This window comes from Zavarzinia sp. (genome assembly GCF_049306435.1).
Lineage (GTDB): Bacteria > Pseudomonadota > Alphaproteobacteria > Zavarziniales > Zavarziniaceae > Zavarzinia.
The window spans coordinates 1-3,352 of sequence record NZ_JBAQRT010000133.1 but is presented as its reverse complement, the minus strand read 5'-3'; the positions used below and the strand labels follow the sequence as shown (position 1 = coordinate 3,352).

1 protein-coding gene and 1 pseudogene are annotated in these 3,352 nt (G+C 72.9%); both read right to left on the bottom strand.

All coding sequences use genetic code 11. From position 1 onward, the window contains the following. Positions 1-544 (bottom strand): annotated as a pseudogene (locus WAZ62_RS07240) (hypothetical protein); the annotation flags it as partial. After that, positions 541-3,352, bottom strand: a 2,812-nt coding sequence (cobN, locus tag WAZ62_RS07235; protein ID WP_422642843.1) for a cobaltochelatase subunit CobN, incomplete at its 5' end; no start/stop codon positions are given. The gene cobN and the pseudogene WAZ62_RS07240, both read right to left, overlap by 4 nt.

Sequence of the window (3,352 nt, the reverse complement as noted above, 5' to 3'; positions counted from 1 at the left end):
GGATGGCGCCGGGCAGCGCCGCCTCGGTCACCGCGCGGCCGGTGGTGCTGCCGTCGGCACGGACGATCAGGGCGCCGGATGCCGACCGCTCCACCCGGATGTCGGCGGAAATGGCGCCCAGCACCGGGCGGGCGCCGGGATCGAGGGCGATGCCGAATTTGCCGGGCAGGACCGGCGCCCCGGCCAGCGCGTGTTCGATCGCGGCGGCCAGCGCCATGGTGCCGTCGCCCGGTGACCACAGGGGGGAGACCACCAGATTGCGCCGGCTTTCCTGTTCGATCCCGTCGTCGATCAGGCCGAGGGCGGAAAGATCGGCGATCAGCGCCCCATGCTTGGCGGGGGCGATGCCACGTAATTGAAGATTGGCCCGGGCCGACAGGTCGATTTCGCCATTGCCGTGGTCAAGCGACGCCTTCGCGAGCCCCAGGGCCTGCGCCGCGGTCAGGCGCCCGCCATGGGGACGGATGCGCGCCACCAGCCCGTCGCCCGAGGCCATGGGGCGAAGGGCGCCGGGACACCAGCCCTGGACCTTGTAATCGCTCATGACGCCTGCCCCAAGGTCGCTACGATGGCGTTGCGCCGGCTGCGCCACAGGCCCGCCTCGCGCAGCCTCCGGAATCCGCCCCGCAAGGCGTCGAGGGCGGCCGGATTGGCCGCCGCCATGAATTCCGCCACTTCCGGACGGCCGAGCGTCGCGTCGTGATAGAGATCGAACAGATGGGCGGGCACGGCCCCGGCCAGATGGGCGAAGGCCGCCATGTGGTCGAGGGTGGCGGCGATTTCGGCGGCGCCGCGAAAGCCATGGCGCATCATGCCCTCGGCCCAGGCGGGGTGGGCGGCACGGGCGCGCACCACCCGGGCGATTTCCTCGGTCAGCAGGCGGGCGCGGGGCCGCGCCGGCACGGTCGTGTCGAGGTGATAGAGCGGCACCAATGTCTCTCGCGCCGCCGCGAAGCCGCCGATATGCGCGGCATGATCGAGGGCGAGGAGAAGATCGCTCTCGGCGAGGTCATGGACATGGACGAAACCATCCGCCGCGCCGACCCGCGCCGCGAGACTGTCCCGCGCCGGGCCATCACCGTCGAAGGCGAAGCTCGACGCCGACAGCCACGCTTGCCCCGCCGCCGCGCGGCCCTCGGCACTGTAATCCTCGAGCGTTCCGCCGAGGCCGAGGCCATAGTGCCCCGGCGCCGGGCCGAAGACCCGGGGGCCGCCGACGCCATAGGGATTCTGCGCCGCCGGCTCAGCCCGGGCGGCCAGCGCCGCCGCGCCCTGACCGAACAGGGTAACCAGATCGGGAAACACGTCGCGGAACAGGCCGGAGATGCGCAAAGTCACACCGATGCGCGGCCGCGCCAAGAGGGCGAGCGGAATCACCTCGAAGCCCGAAACCCGGCCGCTGCCCTCGTCCCAGCGGGGGGCGAGGCCGGCGAGATGCAGGGCCATGGCGAATTCCTCCCCCGCCGTCCGCATGGTGGCGGAACCCCAGAGGTCGATGACCAGATCGCGCGGCCAGTCACCCTGGTCCTGCAGGTGACGGCGCAGCACTTCCTCGGCCAGTTTCACCCCTTGCGCATGGGCGGCGCGGCTGGGCACCGCCCTTGGATCGACGGCGAAGAGATTGCGCCCGGTCGGCAGCACGTCGCGCCGCCCCCGCCCGGGGGAGCCGGCGGGGCCGGCGGGGCCGGGAGAAACGAAGCGCCCGGAAAGGGCGGTCAGCAACCCTTCGCGTTCCTCGGCGCCACAATCGCCCCGGCCGAAGACATGCAGCCCGTCGCCGAAACGACTGTCCTTCACGTCGCAGACGAAACGGTCGAGCCGGGTCAGCGCTTCCGCCGGGGAGGCATCGGCCGGCAGGGCCAGATCCTCCTCCACCCCGGTGGCGCGGGCTTCCAGGCGGATGTCGGCGATCAGCCGGTCGCGCCGGGAAGGGTCGAGACCGTCGGCGGTCGAATATTCGTCGAGCAGGCGCTCCAGCCGGCGAAGGCCCTCGGGCACGGCGCTCGCCACCTGGGGCGGCGGCAGATGGCCGAGGGTGAGGGCGCCGATACGCCTTTTGGCCTGCGCCGCCTCGCCCGGGTCGTTGACGATGAAGGGATAGATGACGGGCAGGCCGCCCGCCAGCGCCTCGGGCCAGCAGGCGGCGGACAGCGCCACCGCCTTGCCCGGCAGCCATTCCAGCGTGCCATGGGCGCCCATATGGACCAGCGCACTCATGCTCAGCCGCCGCAGCCACAGATAAAAGGCGACGTAACCATGGCGCGGCACCCGCGACTGGTCGTGATATTCCGCGTCCCGCGCCGAGACCTCGCCCCGCTCGGGCTGGAGCGCGATCAGGATCTTGCCGCGCCGGACGAGGGCGAAATGAAAGGCACCGTCGCGGACGGCCGGATCATGCGCCGCCGGCCCCCAGGCGGCCTCGACCGCATCGCGCAGGGTCGCGGGCAGCTCGCCGAGGGCGGCGCGGTAATCCGCCAGCGGCCAGCTCTCCGCATGGCCGGCAAGGCCGCGCGCGAGATCGCCGGCCGGTGCCGTGTCGTAACCGGCCGCGCCCAGATCTTCCAGCATGGCGGCGACGGAGGCGAGCGTGTCCAGCCCGACCGCATGGGCCATCTGATCCGCCCGCCCGGGATAGGTGGACAGCACGACCGCCAGCCGCCGTTCAGGTGCCGGTGTCGCGGCGAGATCGTGCCAGGCCCCGATGCGCTCGGCGACGGCGGCGATACGCTCGCCGTCGGCGGCATGACGGCTGCGGGCGTATTGCAGTTGCTCGTCCCGCGCGCCGGCCGACTTGAAGCTGATCACCCCGGCGAACAGGCGGCCGTCGACCTCGGGCAGCACCACATGCATGGCGAGATCGGCGGGCGACAGGCCGCGCGCAGCACCGTCCCAATCCTCCCGCCGCGCCGTCGACAGCGCGACCTGAAACACCGGGCATCCCGCGCCGTCGAGGGGGGAGGTGCCGGCGTCGCCCTTCGCGGAAAAGGCGGTGGCGCTGACGATGGCCGCGAGCGGGCGCCCGGCGAGATGCGCGGCGAGCCAGGTGGCGACGCCGGGCGCCTTCAGCGAGGGCACGAAAATGCCGTAGGCATCGAAGCCGCGCCGTCGCAACGCCTCGATCAGGGCATCGACCGGCCCGGTATCGCCCGAGACGAGATAGGCCCGGTAGAAGACGACCGCCACCATGGGCCTCGCCCCCGGCGCGGGTTCGGCGACGACGCCCCGGGCCGGATCGTAAAGGCCCATGCCGGGCACCGTCTTCTCGCCCGCGACCGGCGCGGCATAGAGGCCGGCGGACAGGGCGAGCTGGGCCAGCGCCGCCTCCGCCGCCACCGCCCCGCCCGCCTCGCAC